Consider the following 21,883-nt stretch of genomic DNA (forward strand, 5'->3'; position numbering starts at 1 on the left):
AATTAGTTCTTATATTGAATTTGATTGTAGCAATAATTACCCTTAGTTAAATACCACCGTCTTGTTACCTGATACAATGACGCGGTTTTGCACGTGCCAATTGACCGCGCGCGCCAGCACATTGCGCTCGACATCACGCCCAATAGCGCGTAGCTCTGCCACACCCTGACGGTGAGTCACTCGATGTACATCTTGTTCTATTATTGGACCTTGATCCAAATCTGCGGTGACATAGTGTGCGGTTGCCCCAATAAGCTTCACACCTTTATTAAAGGCCTGACGATAGGGGTCCGCGCCGACAAAGGCTGGTAAAAAGGAGTGATGAATATTGATGATGCGCATCGGCCAGCGGTTGACAAAATTTTCGGACAAAATTTGCATATAACGTGCTAAGACTAATAAATCGTTGCCAGCCATAATGGTATGAATGTGTTCTTCAGCGTCCGCTTTATTTTCTTTAGTCACAGGCACATGATGGAAGGGTAATCCAAAGTTTTCGACGGCCTCTCTCAAATCCTCATGGTTACTAACCACACAACTAATCTCACAATCTAATAGCCCGCGTTGGTGACGCCATATTAAGTCGAGTAGGGCATGATCGAATTTTGAAACTAAAATACCTACTTTTGTTTTGATCGCATTGTTGTGTAGTTGCCATTTCATGTCGTAACGTTTGGCGACGGTATGCCCAAAGCTAGCTTGAAGGTTATCAATGATGTCATTTAGTCCAGTTAGTGCAAATTCTAAACGCATAAAATACTGACCACCTTCATGCGCAGTAGAATACTGATCTAAGGTGATGATGTTCGCCCCGTAGCGGTGGATGAATTCTGATACCGCTTGCACTATACCTGCTTGATCTAAGCATTTGATTAACAAAGTAGCGGTATCAAAAGCGGTTGTATCTGATGTCCTAATAAATTTTGATGGTTTAGCAGTTGTCATAAAAACTCATTCAATATATAAGATGGTGAGTTATTATAACGCTCTACTGCCATGCAAACATCAAAAATTAACGAATCACATAACATTAGATCAGAACTTTTAGATTAGAGCTTTTAGATTAGAACTTTTTTACTTAATAATCATATTATGCTGTTTGATAAACTAACAGTGGTACAATATAACCAATCAATAGTAATGGTCAGGCTATTATTATGCTAAAAGACTACTTATATTGTTCACAAAAAAAGGTAAATCGAGTATACGATTTACCTTTGCATAAACTATAAAATCAGCTATCTCTAAAACAATAAATAAAAACTAATAATGGAATCTAAAATATGAACAAACAGAATTAAAAGATTTAGGCTAACTACAATAGCTCAACTATAAAATACATCATATTTAAAAAGTAAGATGACAAATGAAGTGGATATCATAGAGGTAAGGAATAACCAGAAAAATAAGCTGTCAGAAGATAATTTTAGTTCTAATTCTTTAAATCCTATAGAATCAAACGTAATTAAATTAGACGTATAATCAACATTTTGACTATCAAAACGTTTCATGGCGCTGATAAAGGTTTCAACAAACCAAGGCTGCCAAGTATCAGGTTTAAAAGGTATGAATTCTGTCATAGCAGTAGGTTCAGTTTGACGTTTCCAACTACTATTGTTCAAATTAAGGCTATGCATGCGCCAATCAGAAAACGTATGGCCACTAACCGGTTTAGTTAAAATGACTCTAACTTTTCTATGGTTGGGATCTACAAATATTCTAGACATCAACTCTAATACAGCTTGTTTAGGACCCTCAAGGTATTGCAAAAACACTCTCGCATCATTACATAGAAACCCAGTAATATTAAATTTTTTGTTGAATGTAGTAGAGTGGTTTTGAATATGCTCGAATACTGATTTATCCGTCGTAAAAACATCACTTATGTATATTAATCTAATCGATTGATTAGGTTCTACCTCTACCAGATTCTCATAGACTTTCTCTATGCTTCTTAGTTTCATTATATACTAGCCCTGCCGTTTAAATGTATAGACAATAAATTAGCCAACAAATAATATGGCCAGTAATGAGGAATCTATTTCTACAGAATTGCTAACATCTGATATCACAAAGTGCATAGTTCAGTGAATACAAGGTGTCAAGATAAATATTAAGTCGCACATATTATTAAGGTATATAACATTGTCTAGATCATATTACAATATTATTAAACTTATAATAGGTTTTAATTTTGTTACTTAAGTATAACATAAAAAAACCTGCCGTATTGCTACGGCAGGTGATTTAATACTTATGTTTGGTCGGGACGGCAGGATTTGAACCTACGACCACTACACCCCCAGTGTAGTGCGCTACCAGACTGCGCTACGCCCCGATGGATTGACTATTTTACTCAATAATAGTTTTTTTGCAAGCCTCTATATAATTTATAACTGTAAATATAATCTAAATGATTTAAATGGGTGGTTTAGAGTAATACCACCCAATTTATATCAAACTTCATTCTATTATATAGCTCAACCTAACAGCTCTTTTAAAATTTGATTAACCTGCTGAGGGTTAGCCTTACCACGGCTTGCTTTCATCACTTGACCAACAAGACCATTAAAGGCTTTTTCTTTACCGCCTTTATACTCATCAACCATCTGTTGATTATTAGCGATCACTTCCTCAACCATGGCTTTAATAGCGCCCGTATCGGTCTCTTGCTTTAAGCCTTTAGCTTCTATTATCTTATCTGCTGCATCAGCGCCATCACCACCTTCACCATCATATAGGGCAGTGAAGACTTGTTTAGCAAGCTTTCCTGAGAGCGTGTTGTCATTTAAGCGTTTTAATAGGCCTGCCAGCTGCGCTGAACTAATTGGCGATTCACTTATTGTTTTGTCTTCTTTATTAAGAGCACCGAGTAAATTACTCATCATCCAGTTTGCGGTCAGTTTGGCATGTTCAGTACCCACTGATTCCAAAACAGACTCAAAGTAATCCGCGAGATCACGGCTATCGGTTAGCACACGGGCATCATACTCTGAAAGCCCAAGCTCCGTTTCGAACCGCTCGCGGCGCTGAACGGGAAGCTCTGGCATTGACTCACGGATGTTATCAACCTTCTCTTGTTCAAGGCGCACTGGTAATAAGTCAGGATCAGGGAAATAGCGATAATCATCGGCATCTTCCTTAGTGCGCATGATACGGGTCTCATCGGCATCAGCGTCATATTGCATCGTTGCTTGAATCACTGAACCGCCATCTTCTACAATATCAATCTGACGCTCAATTTCGCGTTTAATCGCATTTTCGATATTGCGAAAAGAGTTTAAGTTCTTAAGCTCTGTACGCGTACCGAACGCTTCTCCAGGCTGACGTACAGACACGTTACAATCACAACGGAACGACCCTTCAGCCATGACAGCATCAGAGATGTCAAGCCAAGTTACAAGCTGGTGTATGGCTTTAATATAAGCAACGGCTTCAGCGGCAGATCGCATGTCAGGCTCAGATACAATCTCAATAAGCGGCGTACCTGCACGGTTCAAATCAATACCTGTCATGCCAGAAACAGCATCATGCACAGATTTTCCCGCATCTTCTTCTAGATGACCACGAGTTATACCAATACGTTTGGCATACTCATTTTTTTCACCTTCATTTACAACCACATCAATATACCCTTTACCCACAATAGGATTTGCCATTTGGGTGATTTGATAGCCCTTAGGTAAGTCGGGGTAAAAATAGTTTTTGCGATCGAAGGTGTTTAGCATGCCAAGTTCCGCATTGACCCCAATGCCAAATTTCAACGCGCGCTCTATAAGACCTTCATTTAATACAGGTAAAACCCCAGGTAGACCTAAGTCAACAATATTAGCCTGAGTATTTGGCTCATTACCAAACTCGGTAGGCGACGCTGAGAAGATCTTACTGTCCGTATTGAGCTGACAATGAATCTCAATGCCGATAACAACTTCGTAGCCATCAATTAATAACTCTTTGCGAACTGGCTGATGTGTGGTGTTGTCTTCAGTGATAGCAGTCATTAGATGCTCTCCTGTGCAGTAGCTGATAACTTAGTGTGGTAATCCGTATGTTGCTGGAATAGATGTGCAGTAGACAACAGTTTGCTGTCATCCCAATGGTCTCCAATCAGCTGCAATCCAATTGGCAAGCCTAAATCAGTAAAGCCTGCTGGCATGCTAATCGCTGGAAGACCGGCTAGATTAACACCAATGGTATATACATCTCCTAAATACATGGCTAAAGGATCTAATGCCGTGTCAAGTTTGTAAGCTGCAGTAGGCGATGTTGGGCTGGCAATAACATCACACTTCTCAAAAGCTTTATTAAAATCTTCTAAGATAAGGCGGCGTACCTTCTGTGCTTTATTATAATAGGCGTCGCAATATCCAGCGGATAGGGCATATGTTCCCATTAAGATACGGCGCTGAACCTCAGGACCAAAACCCTCAGAGCGTGAGCGCGTATATAGATCTTCTAAATCCTTAGGGTCTTCACAGCGATAACCAAAACGCACACCATCAAAACGGGATAAATTTGAAGACGCTTCAGCAGGGGCTAGCATATAGTATGTAGCAAGTGTAATCTCAGGATCAGTGATATTAACCTCTACAATAGTTGCGCCTAGATCTTCATATTGTTTGAGGGCAGCGCGGACAGTCGCTTCAACCTCAGAATCTAAGCCTTTGTCGAAGTACTCTTTTGCAACGCCAATGCGTAAACCTTCAAAAGGTTTGTCCAAGCTCGCATTTTGAGCGGCATCATGCATGTCTGTCACATAGTTAGGAATGGGGTGTTTAATGCAGGTAGCATCGCGTGGATCGTGACCTACCATAGGCTGCAACAAATATGCACAGTCCTCAGCAGTGCGTCCAAACGTGCCAGCTTGATCCAAGCTTGAAGCATATGCAATCATACCAAAGCGAGAAACACGGCCATACGTAGGCTTAATACCGGTTAAACCACAAAATGAGGCAGGCTGTCTAATAGAGCCACCGGTATCACTACCTGTTGCAAACGGTACAAATGCAGCAGCCACTGCGGCAGCTGAGCCTCCAGAAGAGCCGCCCGGTACGCGATCCGTATCCCAAGGATTATGCACCGCGCCATAATATGAGCTTTCATTATCCGAGCCCATAGCGAATTCATCCATATTCAGCTTACCTAAGCACACGGCACCGGCATCCCGAATATTAGAAACCACAGTCGCATCATATGGCGATACGAAGTTATGAAGCATTTTTGAGCCAGAGGTTGTCAAAAGACCTTTGGTACAAAATAAGTCTTTATGGGCCATAGGTAAGCCAAGCAAGGATGCGTTATTACCTTTGCTACGTTTTTCATCAGCCGCTTTAGCAGCTTGTAGGGCGCCCTCTTCATCGACGGTGATAAAGCTATTGATTTTATTGTCTAAAGTATTAATACGCTTTAAAAAGTGTTCGGTTAGCGCCACACTGCTAAACTGCTGGCTGTCAAGGCCATCTATTAGCTGAGCTATGGATAAATGATGTAATTCAGACATAGTGGGTGTCCATTAATTAAGTGATAATTGTGTTATATACGGGTAATGCTGTTATTGTTTTAGATGACTAACTTAGAGGTTGTGAACTGTTAACTATAAATCAAAAACTATAAAATTTAAGAAATAGCGATTCCATAGGGTACTCATTGATATGTACAGAAGAGTATTTGATTTACGCTTTTTATTGTTATCTCTGGTTATTGCAATACCTTCAGTTTCTAAAAAAGGTTTTAACTAACAGCATTTTAATAAAAGGTATCTTATAACGGGTTTCTAATAACCTCATAATTCAATAGTTACTTCCTTATACTCAACAGTTACTCCATAACTTGGGGTACTAGATATAAGCCTTGCTCAACGGCAGGAGCAATTGACTGGTTCAGCTCTCGATCTATATGAGCGTTAGGAATATCAGCACGTAATTGCTGAGCGGCCTCATGAATATTGGACAGAGGCGTGAGATCATCAGTATCCACACTTGCAATTGTTTGCATCATGTCTAAAATTTTATCGATATCCTCAGCATAATCTTTGGCAGTTTGCTCATCGACAGCCAGTCTCGATAATTTTGCAACTTCTAAAATATCTTCAGTACTGATTTGATCGTCACGAATATCATTCAATGAATTACTAGACTCTGGTTTACAGTTATCGGTCATGGGTTTCATCCTGTTTTAAGTAAGCTTCTAATTTATTTATTAATTATAAGTATCTTTTATAAGTTTCAACTATAAGTGTCTGCTGATTTATCGCTTATAAGTGTCGTTTATAAGTGATATAGCGAGCGATGCAATTTTTGATATTATAAAGCAACTATAGGTTAATTTCAGTGTCAAACCATACATTGGATGTAGAATCTATACATAAGATGGCTTGGGCGCGTCTTCATTTGGAGATTTATAATTTATGGACTAATAATAGCTATATTTCAGCCAAACTGTGTCTAATTTCTAGCTAATATATCTATATAGACTTCTAAAACAATCTTGATTAACAAAATCTATCAAATTTTTAGCTGTATTATCTAATTGAAGACACGCCCTAGTCTGCACTAAGTTAAATGTAATTATTTGATTAATAAATCTAACAGCGAGGTTACAGAAATGAGATGTTTCAATTTTGCCACATATAACTTTGGTAAAATTAGGTGTTTTACATGATTTATGGCCTATTAAGCGCTATAATTTGCATCAAATTAAAAATTCACTGGTATTTTTTGAATTTCTCTTGTCGTTATACTTAACTTTAGTTAAAGTGTTGACTTATTTTTTTGACAACTTTTGAATAGTTTAGATTGGAACCTCTTTAGACTTATATTTTTACTAGTACATTTATTTATAAAAATAAGAGTCTACTGGACTGTGCCCTTTTCTTGTCAATGAATCCTATAAGCGCCTCACTTGAACCATCATTTTGTTTATAGATATTATGAGTCATACAGGCTTATAATAACGCTCTTTATTTATTGAAGTTTATAGATAGGTTTTAAATAAATGACTTTAGTCTAAACTTTAAGATAATGACCGCTTTTTCTTAACACGTAATACGCTGGAAACACGACACATGAACCCGTTTGGATTTTTATCTAACAATATCGCTATCGACCTTGGTACTGCCAATACTTTAATTTATACACCTGGTAAAGGTGTGGTTCTCGATGAGCCGACGGTGGTGGCACTGCGCAGTAATCGCACTCAAAACCCCACCGTAGCTGCAGTTGGTATCGACGCTAAGCAGATGCTGGGTCGTACCCCAGATAATATTACAGCCATCCGTCCTTTAAAAGACGGCGTTATTGCTGATTTTGAAGTCACTCAAAAGATGCTTAAGCACTTTATTCATAAAGTAAAAGCGAAGCGCTTACTGGCGCAGCCTAATGTTGTCGTATGTGTGCCTTGTAAGTCGACATTGGTAGAACGCCGTGCGATTCGTGAAGCGGTTACTTCTGCCGGTGCCAATAAAGTGTTCTTATTAGAGGAGCCAATGGCGGCAGCGATAGGCGCTGATCTACCTGTACATGAAGCTAGCGGCTCTATGGTCGTAGATATCGGTGGTGGCACAACAGAAATTGCGGTTATTTCTTTATCTGGGTGTGTCTATGCTGACTCTATTCGTATCGGTGGTGATATATTTGATGAAGCGATCATTACTCATGTACGCAGAAATCACGGTTGCGTCATTGGTGAGACCACCGCTGAACGTATCAAACAAACGGTAGGATCTGCCATAGATGAAGATGCAAAACTCGAAGTAGAAGTTCGAGGTCGTAGTATGGCTGAAGGCGTACCTAAGACCTTGACCGTAACCTCAGAAGAGGTACAAAAGGCGCTAGGTGACTCGTTAACAGGTATTATCAGTGCCGTTAAAACCGCCCTTGAGCAAACACCTCCTGAATTATCTTCAGATATCGCAGAGCGCGGTATAGTACTGACAGGTGGTGGAGCGTTATTACGCAATTTTGATAAATTATTGTCAAAAGAGACAGGTTTACCTGTAACCGTGGCTGAAGATCCATTGACCTGCGTCAGTCGTGGCGGCGGTGCAGCGTTGGACTTTATTAATAACAAAAGTCTAAACATGATTTTTGTTTAATTATAAGTTAGTAATAGCATATGCCATCTAGCCTTTTCGCTCAGTACAGTTTATCGTTACGCAAAACGGCGGCCGTATTGCTAGTGGCTATGACGCTGATGCTTTTAGATAGTAAAAATCCAGACTGGTTTACGCCAGTGCGTAACCTAGGTCATGCTGCCATGCAGCCCATTTATCAGGTTTCGGTTTTACCCAGCTTTGTGAGTCATTGGGCAGATGGTACGTTAAGAAGTAAAGAATCCCTCCGGCGAGAAAATATTCAGTTGCACGCTCAGCTGCTACACGCTCAAGCAAAGTTGCAGCAGCAAGACTACATTCTTGCCCAAAATGCCCGTCTTCAGGGCATATTATCAACGACCAAACCTGAACAATACGACCTAATCTTGGCGCAAGTCATTGGTACTGATACCAATCCTTTGAAGCAAATCGTCATGATTAATCAAGGCAGTAAAGATGGCGTTAAAGTTGGTCAAACTGCCATTGATGAAAATGGTGTGTTGGGCCAAGTGGTTAATGTCTATCCAAATACCAGTCGATTACTACTTATTATTGATGAACTGCAATCTGTCTCTGTGACGGTCAGACGTACAGGCCAGCGAGCGATTGTGTCTGGTACAGGCTCACCTAGTTTACTTAGTTTAGATTATATCTTTAAGACCTCGGACATACGCATTGGGGATGAGCTGGTATCATCAGGATTAGGAGGTCGTTTTCCTGCAGGGTATCGTATTGGGCGTATCGAATCTATTAATCCTAATCAAACTGACAACTTTTTAGATATTGGGGTAAGGCCTGCTGCAAACTTTGTTGATAGCTCATACGTCTTAATTATGCAAGACAGTATGAATACCCAAACGATTGCTAATTCATCAAACGGATCAAATAATATAGTGTCATTAGATAACGACGACGTCTTGCAGCTAACTGAAGCTGAACGATTAGCGCTAAATGAAAGCATAGAGCCTTGATTTAAATTTAGAGTTTAAAACAAATAGCTAAATAAACATATTGCGCTTTTGATTATCTAATTTTTAAATTCACTTTAGTGTCATGGCTTTATGCTTTAACTGGCCTTATTCTTTATAAACGTTATTAGCTATTTAACTTATAGAATTTGTTGAGGTATAAGCCATTATAAACGTGTGTTTGCTACTATGACTAAATCGCCACGTACTCCGATGCAAGCTTTGCTGATCGTTATCGCGAGCTTTATCGTTGCTTCCATTTTTAATACGTACCCGATGGATTTGACAACAGCCAAACTACGCCCCATGACGATGATGATGGTACTGGCTTATTGGGTCATGTTTAAACCACGGTATATTGGTGTAGTTACTGCGTTTGTTATCGGCATAAGTGCAGATTTATTTTTAGACACACGTTTAGGTCAACAAGCTTTCAGTGCGGTTATTATGGCCTTTTCAATTCGCTTTATTGGGAAGTATCTGAAAGAAATAAATCTAATAACCGCTTGGTTGGTTGCCGCAGCGGCGCTCACTATTTTCCAATTATGTTTGTGGTTATTACAATACATCACCCAAAATATGTTTTATTCAGAGGGCGTATACGGTCTTTTAATAAGTATTGCAACCTGGCCACTGGTTTACTTAGCCCTTGCTAGATTCTCTAAATAGTGTCTCCAAAGACCCGTGCGGATATACCTTACCTTGACCTATTCAAGCCAACTTTATAATTATTTTAACCAATGATTAAGTAAATAGTCTGAGCCTGCCATGCATATCCTATTAGCCTCCTCATCCCCCCGTAGACAACACCTATTAAGACAATCTAATATTGAATTCTCTACATTATCTGTTGATATTGATGAGTCCTTAATACCCAATGAACTACCTCAAGACTACATTGTGAGGATGGTATCAGACAAAGCGTCTACTGCACGCGAATGTCTCAATAAAGCTGACGCGGTAACACATAATCTAACCTTGATCATAACTGCAGATACCATAGGAGTATTAGCAGATGGTCGAAGTATTTTGGTTAAACCTGTTGATAAAGCAGACGCATTTATGATGTGGTCTAGGATGTCAGATACCACCCATCGTATTTGGACAGCCGTGCAACTTACCCTCATGGATGCCAACGGTAACGTTATAGAAACCAAAACAATTTTAGAAAAAACCGAGGTAACGTTTATACCGCTGACACCTCAAAAGATGGAAGCTTATTGGCAAACAGGAGAGCCGCAAGATAAAGCAGGAGCATACGCCATACAAGGACAGGGCGCCGCCTGGGTAGATCGAATAAATGGCAGCTATACCAATGTTGTGGGATTACCTCTTGCACAAACGCTACTTGCCATAGATAAGATGAATGCTAACTATCGAAAATTTTCCTAGCGTCAGAAATCTAACGATATACGACTAAAAGATAAAAAATTTACGACCAAAAGATAGCAAATGAAAACTACTAAGAGTCATCACAACTTTACAACGACAATGTTAAACTAGAAATTGTTAAACTATAAATACAAGTGAATAACTAAAACCTTATAACCTATAAACAAGCTAATCAATTAAAAGGACTGTTATGTCAGAAGAGCTACTCATCAATGTTAGTCCCATGGAATCGCGAGTTGCAGTTTTGAATAACGGTGTGGTCAGTGAAATATATATAGAAAGACATAATAAGCTGGGACTGGTAGGCAATATTTATATGGGTACGGTCGTGCGAGTTCTACCGGGTATGCAAGCAGCTTTTGTTGATATAGGTCAGTCACGCACTGCATTTTTACATGTGAATGATATGCGCCGTATACCGCGCGAATCAAATACAGATGAAAAACCTAAAACGGCTACTGCTGTCCGTGAATATCAAGAACCAACCATATTGACGACGATGTCTGTCGATAGAAACGATCATGTCGCCGAAACTCAAAGTACAATCCCAATTGCTGTTGATAATGCCGTCTCGGATGGGGGTGATGATACCTTCTCTAATCCACCTGATAATGAGCTATCCCAATACAATAAAAATGAGATTGGCTCTGGGATTAGTGAAGGATTGCGTGAAGGATCAAACGAAGGGCTACGTGAAGGATTACGTGAAAAGCAATCTGCTTTAGCAGATGAGTCAAACCATTCAGACAGTGATTTACCAGATACGGTAGGCAATGCCATAACGAAAGTGGATACCAAGCCGAAGGTTCATAATGATAGGCAAGTTATTGACCCACCTCGGCATGAGCTTATCCAGTACCGATTACAAGAAGGTCAAAAAGTATTGGTGCAGGTCACCAAAGATCAGCTAGGAACTAAAGGGGCCCGACTTACTACTAACATATCGTTACCGTCACGTTATTTGGTCTATTTACCGTCAAGCGAACACATCGGTATATCCCAGCGCATTGATAACGAAGAAGAACGTCACCGTTTAAAGACTGAGCTAGGTCTGTTAATGAAAACTGTTAACTTAACAGGTGGCTTAATTGCTCGTACGGCAGCGGAGCGTATACCGGTGCCAAAGCTTGAAGAAGACATCTACTATCTAGTGCAGCTGTGGCGTACCATTCAAGCTCGAAAAAACGAGTGTGCAATCAGTAGTACACCCGCAGTCTTAATATATCAAGAATTATCCTTACCGTTACGCTCTATCCGTGATTTGGTACACGCTGAAACTGATAAAGTAATTGTCGATCATGAAGCGGTATATCATGAAGCGCGTCAATTCGCCAAAGAATTTGTGCCCTTAATTTATCCTCGAGTATTACCTTATACAGGAGAGCAGCCTTTATTTGATGTCCACCGCGTTGAAGAAGACTTGAGAGATGCTCTAAAACGTCGAGTTGGATTAAAGTCAGGTGGCTATCTAATCATTGACCAAACAGAAGCCATGACAACGATTGATGTTAATACAGGATCGTTTGTGGGTGGACGCTCTCTTGAGGATACGGTTTATAAGACCAATCTTGAAGCAACACATGCCATTGCAAGGCAACTTAGACTGCGTAATCTCGGTGGTATCATCATTTTAGACTTTATTGATATGCTAGAACAAGAGCATAAAGATGATGTGCTAGAAAGCTTACAGCAGCAGCTTTCTCAAGATTATGCTAAAACCAAAATCACACAAGTTAGTGAGCTTGGTTTGGTGGAAATGACACGTAAGCGTACACGGGAATCATTGGAACAGCAGCTATGTGAACCTTGTAAAACTTGTGAGGGTAAAGGATTTATAAAGACAGCTGAAACGGTATGTTTTGAGATTTTTAGAGAAATTATGCGCTGTGCTCGTACTTATAATGCGCCTAAGAAGTTTACTGTTGTTGCTCACGCGTCAGTTATCGATTTATTATTAACATCTGAAGCGGATACCGTTGCAGATTTAGAATACTTAGTAGGCCGTGTTATCACGTTTGAAGTTGAAAATCTATATACTCAGGAACAATATGACATTGTATTAGATTAATATAATTATCCTAAAATGTTATTTAAATGTAAAAAAACGATATAAGATCTTTTATGTTGAATTTGGCAGGAAAAATTTCTTGCAATCGAACGTTTAATCTGTATAATACATCCTACTGAATTTATATGAGCGTATCAAGTCGGTGTGAGGCAAATGTGGCAACATATTTAGTAGTAAACACCATTTAAACTTGACGTTAATACAGCTGAAGCATCGTTTTCGGCACTAATTTCATACTTCTTTGCTACCTTCCTATATGGAAATGGTGGGCAAGGATTTAACTTATTTTATTTTTTGGTTTTATTTTATTTAATCGAAGAATAGATTTTTATATAACGGCTATTTATCCAACGTTACTTCTATTTAGAATATATCTTTATATGACGTAACAAAAGATGAAACCAATTATTAGGAGCTTGCTGGCATGGCTAACCAGAGAATCCGTATCCGACTAAAGTCATTTGATCACAGATTAATTGATCAGTCGGCACAAGAGATTGTCGATACCGCAAAGCGCACTGGTGCGCAAGTTTGTGGTCCTGTACCGTTGCCTACTCGCATAGAGCGTTTCAACGTCCTAACCTCGCCTCACGTCAATAAAGACGCGCGAGATCAGTACGAAATTCGTACTCACAAGCGTATGCTTGACATTGTGCAGCCAACTGATAAAACAGTTGACGCATTGATGAAATTGGACTTGGCTGCTGGTGTAGACGTTCAAATCGCATTGGGTTAATCATAACTGATGTTACTAATTAATGTGTATTAATTAAAATAGAGCGACTTATCATAATTACCCAAATTATTAATTGAAGATATAAAGAGGTTTAACATGGCGATCGGTTTAGTCGGTAAGAAATGCGGCATGACCCGTGTCTTCACTGAGACAGGCGCTTCAATCCCTGTAACAGTTGTTGAGGTCGATGCAAACCGCATTACTCAAGTAAAAACGAATGACACTGATGGCTATCAAGCCATTCAAATCACCACTGGTGAGCGTCGTGACAGCCGCGTAAAGGCAGCTCAAAAAGGTCACTTTGCTAAAGCTGGCGTAAAAGCTGGACGTGGTGCATGGGAATTTCGTGTTACAGATGAAGAGCTTGAAGGACGTGAAGCGGGTAGTGAAATTGCTGCTGATATATTCGAAGCAGGTCAAATAGTTGACGTAACTGGCACCAGTAAAGGTAAAGGTTTTCAAGGTGGCGTTAAGCGTCACAATTTCAGTATGCAAGATGCGACGCATGGTAACTCAGTATCGCATCGTGCACTGGGTTCTACAGGTCAAAACCAAAGTCCAGGTAAAGTTTTCAAAGGTAAGAAAATGCCAGGGCAAATGGGTAACAAACGCGTTACCGTTCAAGGACTTGAGATCGTATCAGTAGATGCTGAAAAAGGTCTTCTCGTCATTAAAGGCGCCGTACCTGGTGCCAATGGTGGCGATGTCATCGTACGTCCGTCAATCAAAGCCTAAGCAAGGGGATTAACGTGAATTTAAAAACTGTTACAGGCGCAGCGGTTGAGCTGTCTGACACGGCATTTGGTCGTGAATTCAACGAAGCCCTCGTTCACCAGGTCGTGACTGCATATTTAGCAGGCGCACGACAGGGTACACGCGCACAAAAAACTCGTGCTGAAGTTTCTGGCGGTGGTAAAAAACCATGGCGTCAAAAAGGCACAGGCCGCGCACGTGCAGGCTCAATTCGTAGCCCTATCTGGCGTAGTGGTGGTCGAGCATTTGCTGCAAAACCACAAGACTGGTCACAAAAAGTGAACCGTAAAATGTACCGTGGTGCTATGCAGTGTATTTTGGCTGAATTAGTTCGTCAAGATCGCTTGATTCTAGTTGATGATATTAATGTATCAGCTCCTAAGACAAAAGAGCTTATTAGCAAACTAGAAGAACTTAATGCACCAAGAGCATTAATCGTGACCAATGAAGTTTCTGAAAATCTATTTTTATCTGCCCGCAACATTCCGCATGTGAATGTTCTTGGTACAGATGAGGTGGATCCAGTTAGCTTGATTGCGTTTGATAAAGTCATCATGTCTGTTGACGCAGCGAAACAATTTGAGGAAGCACTAGCATGAATAACGCAAGACTTTATCAGGTCTTAAAAGGGCCTGTCTTCTCAGAAAAATCTCAGCTGCTAGGTGACTCGTTGGGTGTACAGGTTTTCAAAGTAGATGGAAACGCCACTAAGCGTGAAATCAAAAAAGCAGTCGAGTTAATGTTTGAAGGTGTCGAAGTAACTAAAGTTAACACCTTGAATGTTAAAGGTAAGACAAAGCGTTTTGGTAGAAGCATTGGCCGTCGTAATGACTATAAAAAAGCCTATGTGACTCTAAAAGCTGGTCAAGATGTAGCTACTCAACAAATAATTGGGGCTGATTCTAGTGAAGAAGTTGTAGATACTGCAACAACTACTAGCGAAACAGCGAACAACGAATAAGGATACAAATCATGCCTATCGTAAAAGCAAAGCCTACATCACCAGGTCGCCGTTTTGTTGAAAAAGTGGTGCATCCACACCTTTACAAAGGTCGTCCATATGCGCCACTTGTAGAGTCAAAAGGCAGATCAGGTGGTCGTAATAACAATGGACGTATAACTTCACGTCACATTGGTGGTGGACACAAACAGCATTATCGTGTAATCGATTTTAAACGTACTAAAGATAATATTCCATCGACTGTAGAGCGTATTGAATATGATCCTAACCGTACTGCGCATATTGCTTTACTAAAGTATGCAGATGGAGAGCGTCGTTACATCATTGCACCTAAGAAATTACAAGTTGGTGACTCAGTGATGTCAGGTGAATCAGCACCGATTCGTCCAGGTAACTGCTTACCACTTAAAAACATTCCAGTTGGTAGTACTATTAGTAATATCGAACTAAAAATTGGTAAAGGTGCTCAGATGGCTCGTTCAGCTGGTGCATCTGTTCAATTACTTGGTAAAGATGGTATCTATGCGATATTGCGTATGCGTTCAGGTGAAACTCGCCGTGTACATATCAATTGCCGTGCAGTTATTGGTGAAGTTTCAAACTCTGAAAACAACCTAAAATCACTTGGTAAAGCAGGTGCATCACGTTGGCGCGGTATTCGTCCAACGGTTCGTGGTACTGCGATGAACCCAGTCGATCACCCACATGGTGGTGGTGAAGGTCGTACAATGGGTAAACATCCTACTACGCCATGGGGTCAGAAGACTAAAGGTCTTAAAACGCGTCATAATAAGCGTACTGACAATATGATCATCCGTCGCCGTCGCGCCAAGAAGAAATAAGGAATAATTTCATGCCTCGTTCATTGAAAAAAGGTCCATTCATTGATGCGCATCTGTTTGCCAAAGTAGAAAAAGCTATCGAGTCTAACTCACGTAAGCCTATTAAAACTTGGTCACGCCGCTCAATGATCCTGCCACAAATGGTTGGTTTAACACTTTCTGTTCATAATGGTCGTACACACGTACCAGTTATCATAAGTGAGCAAATGGTTGGCCATAAATTAGGTGAATTTGCCCCGACCCGTACATATCGTGGTCATGGCTTTGACAAGAAAGCAAAAAAATAAGGTGCTCATTATGGAAGTAACTGCTAAATTACGCGGTGCCGCCATTTCGGCACAAAAAGTTCGACTTGTCGCAGACGAAGTTCGTGGTAAGTCTATTGAACGTGCTTTGGATATCCTTGCGTTCAGCAATAAAAAAGGCGCAGTTTTCGTCAAGAAATGTCTTGATTCTGCGATCGCTAACGCTGAACACAACCACGGTCTTGATATTGATACCCTTAAAGTATCAACTATCTACGTGGATGAAGGCATCACGCTAAAGCGTATCCTACCACGTGCAAAGGGTCGTGCTGATCGTATCAGTAAACGTACCTGTCACATCACTGTTAAGGTAGGAGAATAATTCATGGGACAAAAAGTACATCCAATTGGTATTCGTCTTGGCGTCGTTAAGAAGCATAACGCAAACTGGTATGCTGACCCAAAACAATATTCACAATATCTAATTAACGATATTCAAGTTCGTGACTACCTTCGTAAGAAGCTAGATAACGCGATGGTAAGTAGCATAATGATCGAGCGTCCTACTGGAGCTGCAAAGATCACTATTTCTACCGCGCGTCCTGGTATCGTTATCGGTAAGAAAGGTGAAGATATTGAGAAGTTACAAAAAGAGTTAACCAAAATGATGGGCGTACCTGCTCAGGTTAATATTCAAGAAATTACTTCTCCTGATCTTGATGCCCGTTTAGTTGCAGAAGGTATTGCCAGTCAACTAGAACGCCGTGTTATGTTCCGCCGTGCGATGAAGCGCGCCGTACAAAACAGTATGCGTTCAGGTGCTCAAGGTATTAAAGTCGAATTGTCTGGTCGTTTAGGCGGTGCAGAAATTGCACGTACTGAGTGGTATCGTGAAGGTCGTGTACCTTTACACACCCTCCGTGCTGATATTGATTATGCATCAATTCGTGCTGAGACTACTTACGGAACCATCGGTGTTAAAGTATGGATCTTCCGTGGTGAAATCTTAGACGGTATGGATAGTGTTTATAATCCGCCAAAAGAAGATAAGTCTCGTGCGCCAAAACGTCGCGGCCGTGGTAATCGCCGTAACAATTCAGACAGAGCAAACACAGATAGAGGTTAAGCTATGTTACAACCAAAACGTACCAAATTTCGTAAAATGCATAAAGGGCGTAACACGGGTTTAGCACATCGTGGTAGCACTGTTGCATTTGGTCAATTTGGCTTAAAATCAGTTGGTCGTGGTCGTATGACTGCACGCCAAATTGAAGCTGCACGTCGTACAATCACGCGTAAAGTTAAGCGTGGCGGTAAGATTTGGATTCGTGTATTCCCTGACAAACCTATTACTAATAAACCATTAGAAGTTCGTATGGGTAAAGGTAAAGGTCCTGTTGAATACTGGGTATGCGAAATTAAGCCAGGTAAGATGCTTTATGAGATCGAAGGGGTATCTGAAGAATTAGCACGCGAAGCCTTCAAGCTTGCAGCAGCTAAATTGCCCTTCAAAACTACCATTGTTAAGCGGACGATAATGTAATGAAGATCAGTGAATTACGAGAAAAATCAGTAGAAGAGCTGACTGGATTACTAGATGAGAAGCAACTTGATGCCTTTCGTCTTCGTATGGCGAAAGCCACCGGTCAACTAGGTAGCACACACGAAGTCAAAGCAAACCGCCGTGCGATTGCTACTATCAAGACTTTGATTAATGAAAAACTAAGAGGCGCCTAATGAGTGACGATATTCAACAAACCGAACAATCGGGCACAGGTGTAGGTATTGTTACTGGTAAGGTAGTCAGTAACAAGATGGATAAATCAATTACTGTATTGATCGAACGTAAAGTTCGTCATCCACTGTATGGCAAACAAATCCGTCGTTCTACTAAAATAAAAGCCCATGATGAAAATAACGTATGCAAAGAAGGTGATGTGGTTCGTATTACTGAAACACGCCCTATTTCTAAGACTAAATCTTGGAAGTTAGTAGACGTTATTGAAACAGCGGAAAAAATATAAGCAAATTGCAATTGGCAATAATAACTGGTAGAATACGCGCCCTTACGGTGACTTAGCAAATTTAATCACTTCATATTGCATCTGCTATATTAAGTGATTACATCAGTATAGTTATTGCCTTTTGAATATGATTGGAGTAACGCAATGATTCAGACTGAAACAATTCTGGAAGTTGCAGATAATAGTGGTGCACGCCGCGTACAGTGTATTAAGGTATTGGGCGGTTCACATCGTCGTTATGCCTCTGTTGGTGACATCATTAAAATATCTGTTAAAGAAGCAATTCCACGTGGTCGTGTTAAAAAAGGCGATGTTATGAATGCTGTGGTAGTACGTACCAAAAAAGGTGTACGTCGTCCAGATGGCTCAGTACTACGTTTTGATGACAATGCTGCTGTATTGCTTAATCAGAATAACGCACCGATTGCCACTCGTATATTTGGGCCGGTAACTCGTGAATTACGCGGTGATCAATTTATGAAGATTGTATCATTAGCGCCAGAAGTACTATAGATATTTAAAAGCGGGAGTTAACCTATGTCTAAATTACGTAAAGGTGACAGTGTTATCGTTATTGCCGGTAAAGATAAGGGCAAACAAGGCACTGTGCTAGCGGTTAAAAATGACCGAATTAAAGTGGAAGGCGTTAACATCGTGACCAAACATCAGAAGCCTAATCAAGCTACTGGTGCTGAAGGTGGCATCGTTAAGCAAGAAGCATTTTTACATATTTCAAACGTCGCAATTTATAATGCGCAAACCCAAAAAGCTGATCGTATTACTTACCAATTTGATGAAGATGGCAAAAAACAGCGCGTCTATCGTTCAAATGGTGAAGTAGTGGCGACTGCGTAAAACACTAAGGGTGTAATAGCAATGGCAAGATTAAAATCATTATACAATGACCAGTATAAGCAGCAAATCAAAGATGAGCTAGGCTTAGAAAATGTCATGCAAGTACCTAGAATTACCAAAATTACCTTAAATATGGGTGTTGGCGGTGCTTCGCAAGATAAAAAGCTTTTAGAAGGCGCTTTAGCGGATATGACTGCAATTGCAGGTCAAAAACCAGTAGTTACTAAAGCTCGTAAATCTGTCGCAGGATTTAAAATTCGTGAAGAATGGCCAATTGGTTGTAAGGTAACCTTACGTGGCGAGCAAATGTATGAGTTTTTAGATCGTCTCATTGCTATTGCTATCCCACGTATTCGTGACTTCCGTGGTTTTTCTCCAAAAGCATTTGATGGTCGTGGTAACTACTCTTTAGGTATTAAAGAGCAAATCGTATTCCCAGAAGTTGATTATGATAAAATTGATCGTCTTCGTGGGTTAGATATTACCATAACGACTACTGCTCAAGATGATGAGCAAGGTCGCGCACTGCTTAAAGCATTCGGCTTCCCGTTTAAATAGCATATAAGCAATAGGAATAAAGCATTATGGCAAAAAAGAGCATGATTAATCGCGAATTAAAACGCGAGAAAATGGTTGCTAAGTATGCTGAAAAGCGTGCTAACCTCAAAGCAATTATCAGTGACGTGAATGCCAGTGATGAACAAAGAATGGAGGCCATTCTTGAATTACAATCACTGCCACGTAATTCATCACCAGTTAGACTACGTAATCGTTGTGCCGTAACTGGCCGTCCGCATGGTTACTTCCGTAAGTTTGGATTATCACGTAATATTTTACGCGAGCGCGTAATGCAAGGTGATGTTCCAGGCGTTCGTAAAGCTAGTTGGTAAGGGAGTTATACTATGAGTATGCAAGATACAGTTGCTGATATGCTAACCCGTATTCGTAACGCACAAATGGCACGTAAAGTTAACGTTGCAATGCCTAGTTCTAAGTTACGTAAGTCAATAGCTGACTTATTAGTAGATGAAGGTTACATCGCTTCTGCTGAGGTAACTGATCATGAAAATGGTAAAGCAACTTTAGAAATCGAACTTAAATACTTCGAAGGCAAGCCTGTTATCGAAGAGATCAAACGTTATAGCCGCCCAGGTCTTCGTCAATATCGTGGAAAAGATAGCATTCCATCGGTTCAGCAAGGCTTAGGTGTGGCAATTGTCTCAACCAGTCAAGGTATCATGAGCGATCGTGCTGCTCGTTCGGCTGGTATTGGCGGTGAAATTATTGCGTTTGTCGCATAAATTAGAAATTATATTATTTGTCTTTTTAAATTTCTATTATTCAGGTATAATAAGCGCCTTTATTTAGGCCCTTAACAAAATGAATTTAGATATAAATTTATATTTAGGCCAAATAATATAGAGCTGATTATAATTATTAACAGGCCTAGTGCCTGTTAATTTTTTAATAATCAATCGTTATTTATCTGTTATTAAAGGATATTCCTATGTCTCGTGTGGCTAAAGCCCCAGTAGCACTGCCTAAGGGCGTAAGTGTTACTTTGAACGGTCGGCAGGTTGAAGTTAAAGGCAGTAAAGGTACTATGTCTTTACGCCTGCACGATTTGGTCGAGCTAAATCAAGAAGATGATCAAATTATCTTATCACCTGTATCTGAATCTAAAGAAGCGTGGATGCAAACTGGTACCATGCGTTCAATTTTGAACAATTATGCCATTGGTGTATCTGAAGGCTTTGAGAAGAAACTTCAGCTAATTGGTGTTGGTTATCGTGCACAAGTAGCTGGTAATAAAGTTACTCTTAATGTGGGTTATTCACACCCTGTAGAGTACACTTTGCCGGAAAGCGTAACTGCTGAAACGCCAACTCAAACTGAAATTATTCTAAAGTCAAACGATAAACAAGCTTTAGGTCAAGCTGCTGCGAAAATACGTGGTTATCGTCCTCCTGAGCCATATAAAGGTAAAGGTATACGTTATAGCGACGAGCATGTAGTTCGTAAAGAAGCTAAGAAAAAATAAGGTGAAATGATATGTTTGATAAAAAATCTGCTCGCTTACGTCGAGCTAAGAAAACGCGTGCACATATCCGTCATTTAGGTGTGCATCGGTTAGTTGTTAATCGTACTCCACGCCATATATATGCTCAAATCATTGCACCGACTGGTGGTGAAGTATTAGCTCAAGCTTCAACGCTTGATGAAACACTACGTTCTGGCGCTACTGGTAATGTTGAAGCAGCTACTGCTGTGGGTAAACTCATCGCTGAACGTGGAAAGTCTGCAGGTATCGCCAAAGTTGCTTTTGATCGTAGTGGTTTTAAATACCATGGTCGTGTTAAAGCATTGGCTGATGCCGCTCGTGAAAATGGATTGGAGTTTTAATCATGGCTAAAGTAGAACAAAATGACGGTTTAGTAGAGAAGTTAGTGTCTGTTGACCGTGTATCTAAAGTAGTTAAAGGTGGTCGTATATTCTCATTCACTGCTTTAACAGTAGTCGGTGATGGTAATGGTCGTGTAGGCTTTGGTCGTGGTAAAGCTCGTGAAGTTCCTGCCGCAATCCAAAAAGCACTTGAAGCTGCAAAACGTAATATGATTACTGTTGAACTTGACGGTGGTACCCTTCAGCATCCTATCGAAGCGCGTCATGGCGCAAGTAAAGTATACATGCAGCCTGCAAACGAAGGTACTGGTGTTATTGCCGGCGGTGCTGTACGTGCTGTATTAGAATCAGCGGGTGTAGAAGATGTATTAACAAAATGTTATGGTTCAACGAACCCTACTAATGTAGTACACGCAACATTCAAAGGTCTTCGCGATATGTCAACGCCAGCTAAAGCTGCTGCAAAACGTGGTAAAACTGTAGAAGAAATTTTGGGCTAACCATTTTTTATATATACTGTTTTAAAAAAATATAATAGTAGGTGAGT

At 40.3% G+C, this 21,883-nt stretch carries 29 protein-coding genes and 1 tRNA gene; 24 read left to right on the plus strand and 6 right to left on the minus strand.

All coding sequences use genetic code 11. The annotated features are described in order from the left end of the window. Positions 1 to 42 precede the first annotated feature (42 nt). From purU to gatC, 6 genes are all read right to left on the minus strand, one after another. Entirely contained in the window at positions 43 to 945 is a 903-nt protein-coding gene (purU, locus tag AC21OH_RS00495; protein ID WP_487369657.1) for a formyltetrahydrofolate deformylase, read from the minus strand. 380 nt (positions 946 to 1,325) lie between these two features. Then, positions 1,326 to 1,964 carry a BLUF domain-containing protein gene (locus tag AC21OH_RS00500; protein WP_486534711.1) on the minus strand — a complete coding sequence of 213 codons (639 nt, stop codon included), beginning with the start codon at positions 1,962 to 1,964 and terminating at the stop codon, positions 1,326 to 1,328. A gap of 297 nt (positions 1,965 to 2,261) precedes the next feature. Beyond that, positions 2,262 to 2,338 (minus strand) — tRNA-Pro (locus AC21OH_RS00505). 142 nt (positions 2,339 to 2,480) lie between these two features. After that, a complete protein-coding gene (gatB, locus tag AC21OH_RS00510) occupies positions 2,481 to 4,001 on the minus strand; it encodes an Asp-tRNA(Asn)/Glu-tRNA(Gln) amidotransferase subunit GatB (protein ID WP_487369658.1) in 1,521 nt (506 codons plus the stop codon). Next, positions 4,001 to 5,500: an Asp-tRNA(Asn)/Glu-tRNA(Gln) amidotransferase subunit GatA gene (gatA, locus tag AC21OH_RS00515; RefSeq protein ID WP_487369659.1), complete on the minus strand. Its 1,500-nt coding sequence runs from the start codon at positions 5,498 to 5,500 to the stop codon at positions 4,001 to 4,003. The genes gatB and gatA overlap by 1 nt, the downstream gene beginning before the upstream one ends. A 317-nt stretch (positions 5,501 to 5,817) precedes the next feature. Next, on the minus strand, positions 5,818 to 6,159 hold the full coding sequence (gene gatC / locus AC21OH_RS00520; RefSeq protein WP_486534705.1) for an Asp-tRNA(Asn)/Glu-tRNA(Gln) amidotransferase subunit GatC: 342 nt from the start codon (positions 6,157 to 6,159) through the stop codon (positions 5,818 to 5,820). 904 nt (positions 6,160 to 7,063) lie between these two features. Here gatC and AC21OH_RS00525 point away from each other — a divergent pair. From AC21OH_RS00525 to rpsE, 24 genes are all read left to right on the plus strand, one after another. Beyond that, positions 7,064 to 8,092 (plus strand): rod shape-determining protein, encoded by a 1,029-nt coding sequence (locus AC21OH_RS00525; RefSeq protein ID WP_486534703.1) that lies wholly within the window; start codon positions 7,064 to 7,066, stop codon positions 8,090 to 8,092. A 20-nt stretch (positions 8,093 to 8,112) separates the two neighbouring features. Then, positions 8,113 to 9,060 (plus strand): rod shape-determining protein MreC, encoded by a 948-nt coding sequence (gene mreC / locus AC21OH_RS00530; RefSeq protein ID WP_487369660.1) that lies wholly within the window; start codon positions 8,113 to 8,115, stop codon positions 9,058 to 9,060. 186 nt (positions 9,061 to 9,246) lie between these two features. Further along, the gene (gene mreD, locus AC21OH_RS00535; protein ID WP_486534699.1) at positions 9,247 to 9,726 is read left to right on the plus strand and encodes a rod shape-determining protein MreD; all 480 of its coding nucleotides are present in this window, start codon (positions 9,247 to 9,249) and stop codon (positions 9,724 to 9,726) included. 99 nt (positions 9,727 to 9,825) lie between these two features. Then, entirely contained in the window at positions 9,826 to 10,449 is a 624-nt protein-coding gene (locus AC21OH_RS00540) for a Maf family protein (protein WP_486534697.1), read from the plus strand. A gap of 190 nt (positions 10,450 to 10,639) precedes the next feature. Continuing rightward, positions 10,640 to 12,517, plus strand: a complete 1,878-nt coding sequence (locus AC21OH_RS00545) for an Rne/Rng family ribonuclease (RefSeq protein WP_486534695.1) — start codon at positions 10,640 to 10,642, stop codon at positions 12,515 to 12,517. A gap of 424 nt (positions 12,518 to 12,941) precedes the next feature. Next, complete coding sequence (gene rpsJ, locus AC21OH_RS00550; RefSeq protein WP_007394248.1) at positions 12,942 to 13,253, plus strand: 30S ribosomal protein S10; 312 nt, start codon at positions 12,942 to 12,944, stop codon at positions 13,251 to 13,253. 96 nt (positions 13,254 to 13,349) lie between these two features. Continuing rightward, complete coding sequence (gene rplC, locus AC21OH_RS00555; protein ID WP_487369662.1) at positions 13,350 to 13,988, plus strand: 50S ribosomal protein L3; 639 nt, start codon at positions 13,350 to 13,352, stop codon at positions 13,986 to 13,988. 14 nt (positions 13,989 to 14,002) lie between these two features. Next, positions 14,003 to 14,605 carry a 50S ribosomal protein L4 gene (gene rplD, locus AC21OH_RS00560; RefSeq protein ID WP_486534691.1) on the plus strand — a complete coding sequence of 201 codons (603 nt, stop codon included), beginning with the start codon at positions 14,003 to 14,005 and terminating at the stop codon, positions 14,603 to 14,605. Next, a complete protein-coding gene (gene rplW / locus AC21OH_RS00565; protein WP_486534689.1) occupies positions 14,602 to 14,967 on the plus strand; it encodes a 50S ribosomal protein L23 in 366 nt (121 codons plus the stop codon). Before rplD ends, rplW begins: the two co-directional genes overlap by 4 nt. Before the next feature lie 11 nt (positions 14,968 to 14,978). Continuing rightward, a complete protein-coding gene (gene rplB, locus AC21OH_RS00570) occupies positions 14,979 to 15,809 on the plus strand; it encodes a 50S ribosomal protein L2 (RefSeq protein WP_486534687.1) in 831 nt (276 codons plus the stop codon). Positions 15,810 to 15,820: 11 nt separating this feature from the next. After that, positions 15,821 to 16,096 carry a 30S ribosomal protein S19 gene (rpsS, locus tag AC21OH_RS00575; RefSeq protein WP_486534685.1) on the plus strand — a complete coding sequence of 92 codons (276 nt, stop codon included), beginning with the start codon at positions 15,821 to 15,823 and terminating at the stop codon, positions 16,094 to 16,096. Positions 16,097 to 16,106: 10 nt separating this feature from the next. Beyond that, complete coding sequence (rplV, locus tag AC21OH_RS00580) at positions 16,107 to 16,436, plus strand: 50S ribosomal protein L22 (protein WP_486534683.1); 330 nt, start codon at positions 16,107 to 16,109, stop codon at positions 16,434 to 16,436. Between the two features lie 3 nt (positions 16,437 to 16,439). After that, a complete protein-coding gene (gene rpsC, locus AC21OH_RS00585) occupies positions 16,440 to 17,180 on the plus strand; it encodes a 30S ribosomal protein S3 (protein ID WP_486534681.1) in 741 nt (246 codons plus the stop codon). A 3-nt stretch (positions 17,181 to 17,183) separates the two neighbouring features. Continuing rightward, entirely contained in the window at positions 17,184 to 17,597 is a 414-nt protein-coding gene (gene rplP / locus AC21OH_RS00590; protein WP_486534679.1) for a 50S ribosomal protein L16, read from the plus strand. Then, complete coding sequence (rpmC, locus tag AC21OH_RS00595) at positions 17,597 to 17,791, plus strand: 50S ribosomal protein L29 (RefSeq protein ID WP_486534677.1); 195 nt, start codon at positions 17,597 to 17,599, stop codon at positions 17,789 to 17,791. Before rplP ends, rpmC begins: the two co-directional genes overlap by 1 nt. Next, complete coding sequence (gene rpsQ, locus AC21OH_RS00600; protein ID WP_486534675.1) at positions 17,791 to 18,078, plus strand: 30S ribosomal protein S17; 288 nt, start codon at positions 17,791 to 17,793, stop codon at positions 18,076 to 18,078. The genes rpmC and rpsQ overlap by 1 nt, the downstream gene beginning before the upstream one ends. Positions 18,079 to 18,222: 144 nt before the next feature. After that, positions 18,223 to 18,591 carry a 50S ribosomal protein L14 gene (rplN, locus tag AC21OH_RS00605; protein WP_486534673.1) on the plus strand — a complete coding sequence of 123 codons (369 nt, stop codon included), beginning with the start codon at positions 18,223 to 18,225 and terminating at the stop codon, positions 18,589 to 18,591. Positions 18,592 to 18,615: 24 nt separating this feature from the next. Next, entirely contained in the window at positions 18,616 to 18,933 is a 318-nt protein-coding gene (gene rplX, locus AC21OH_RS00610; RefSeq protein ID WP_486534671.1) for a 50S ribosomal protein L24, read from the plus strand. Between the two features lie 21 nt (positions 18,934 to 18,954). Then, positions 18,955 to 19,491 (plus strand): 50S ribosomal protein L5, encoded by a 537-nt coding sequence (gene rplE, locus AC21OH_RS00615; RefSeq protein ID WP_487369664.1) that lies wholly within the window; start codon positions 18,955 to 18,957, stop codon positions 19,489 to 19,491. A gap of 26 nt (positions 19,492 to 19,517) precedes the next feature. Next, entirely contained in the window at positions 19,518 to 19,823 is a 306-nt protein-coding gene (gene rpsN, locus AC21OH_RS00620; RefSeq protein WP_486534667.1) for a 30S ribosomal protein S14, read from the plus strand. Between the two features lie 12 nt (positions 19,824 to 19,835). Next, the gene (rpsH, locus tag AC21OH_RS00625) at positions 19,836 to 20,234 is read left to right on the plus strand and encodes a 30S ribosomal protein S8 (protein ID WP_486534665.1); all 399 of its coding nucleotides are present in this window, start codon (positions 19,836 to 19,838) and stop codon (positions 20,232 to 20,234) included. Positions 20,235 to 20,440: 206 nt separating this feature from the next. After that, entirely contained in the window at positions 20,441 to 20,974 is a 534-nt protein-coding gene (gene rplF, locus AC21OH_RS00630; RefSeq protein ID WP_487369665.1) for a 50S ribosomal protein L6, read from the plus strand. Positions 20,975 to 20,985: 11 nt separating this feature from the next. Beyond that, positions 20,986 to 21,336: a 50S ribosomal protein L18 gene (rplR, locus tag AC21OH_RS00635; protein ID WP_486534661.1), complete on the plus strand. Its 351-nt coding sequence runs from the start codon at positions 20,986 to 20,988 to the stop codon at positions 21,334 to 21,336. A gap of 2 nt (positions 21,337 to 21,338) precedes the next feature. Then, on the plus strand, positions 21,339 to 21,836 hold the full coding sequence (gene rpsE / locus AC21OH_RS00640; RefSeq protein ID WP_486534659.1) for a 30S ribosomal protein S5: 498 nt from the start codon (positions 21,339 to 21,341) through the stop codon (positions 21,834 to 21,836). Positions 21,837 to 21,883: the final 47 nt, after the last annotated feature.

It is taken from the genome of Psychrobacter sp. CX10 (genome assembly GCF_057621575.2).